The following is an 812-nucleotide window of genomic DNA, read 5'->3' as shown; positions in this document are numbered from 1 at the left end:
CACGTTGACTGCCCAGGCCACGCCGACTATGTGAAAAACATGATCACCGGTGCTGCGCAGATGGACGGCGCGATCCTGGTTGTTGCTGCGACTGATGGCCCAATGCCACAGACCCGTGAGCACATCCTGCTGGGTCGTCAGGTTGGCGTTCCTTACATCATCGTGTTCCTGAACAAGTGTGACATGGTTGATGATGAAGAGCTGCTGGAACTGGTAGAGATGGAAGTACGTGACCTGCTGTCACAGTACGACTTCCCAGGCGATGACACTCCAATCGTTCGTGGTTCTGCTCTGAAAGCGCTGGAAGGCGTTCCTGAGTGGGAAGCAAAAATCGTTGAGCTGGCTGAACACCTGGACAACTACATCCCGGATCCAGTCCGTGCGATCGACATGCCGTTCCTGCTGCCAATCGAAGACGTATTCTCAATCTCTGGCCGTGGTACCGTTGTTACCGGTCGTGTTGAGCGCGGCATCGTTAAAGTCGGCGACGAAGTTGAAATCGTGGGTATCAAAGATACTGCGAAATCAACCTGTACCGGTGTTGAGATGTTCCGTAAGCTGCTGGACCAGGGTCAGGCAGGCGAAAACTGTGGTGTTCTGCTGCGCGGTATCAAGCGTGAAGACATCCAGCGTGGCCAGGTTCTGGCTAAGCCAGGCTCAATCAAGCCGCACACCCAGTTCGAGTCAGAAGTTTACGTTCTGTCTAAAGACGAAGGTGGTCGCCATACTCCGTTCTTCAAAGGCTATCGTCCACAGTTCTACTTCCGTACAACTGACGTAACCGGTTCAGTAGAGCTGCCAGAAGGCGTTGA

At 53.8% G+C, this 812-nt stretch carries 1 protein-coding gene; it reads left to right on the top strand.

The annotated features are described in order from the left end of the window. Positions 1-812, top strand: an 812-nt coding sequence (gene tuf, locus OK412_RS16840; RefSeq protein ID WP_154210994.1) for an elongation factor Tu, incomplete at both ends; no start/stop codon positions are given.

The sequence above is a fragment of the Pantoea sp. JV6 genome (genome assembly GCF_025910055.1).
GTDB classification, from domain to species: domain Bacteria; phylum Pseudomonadota; class Gammaproteobacteria; order Enterobacterales; family Enterobacteriaceae; genus Pantoea; species Pantoea agglomerans.
This window is presented reverse-complemented; position numbering and strand designations above follow the sequence as displayed.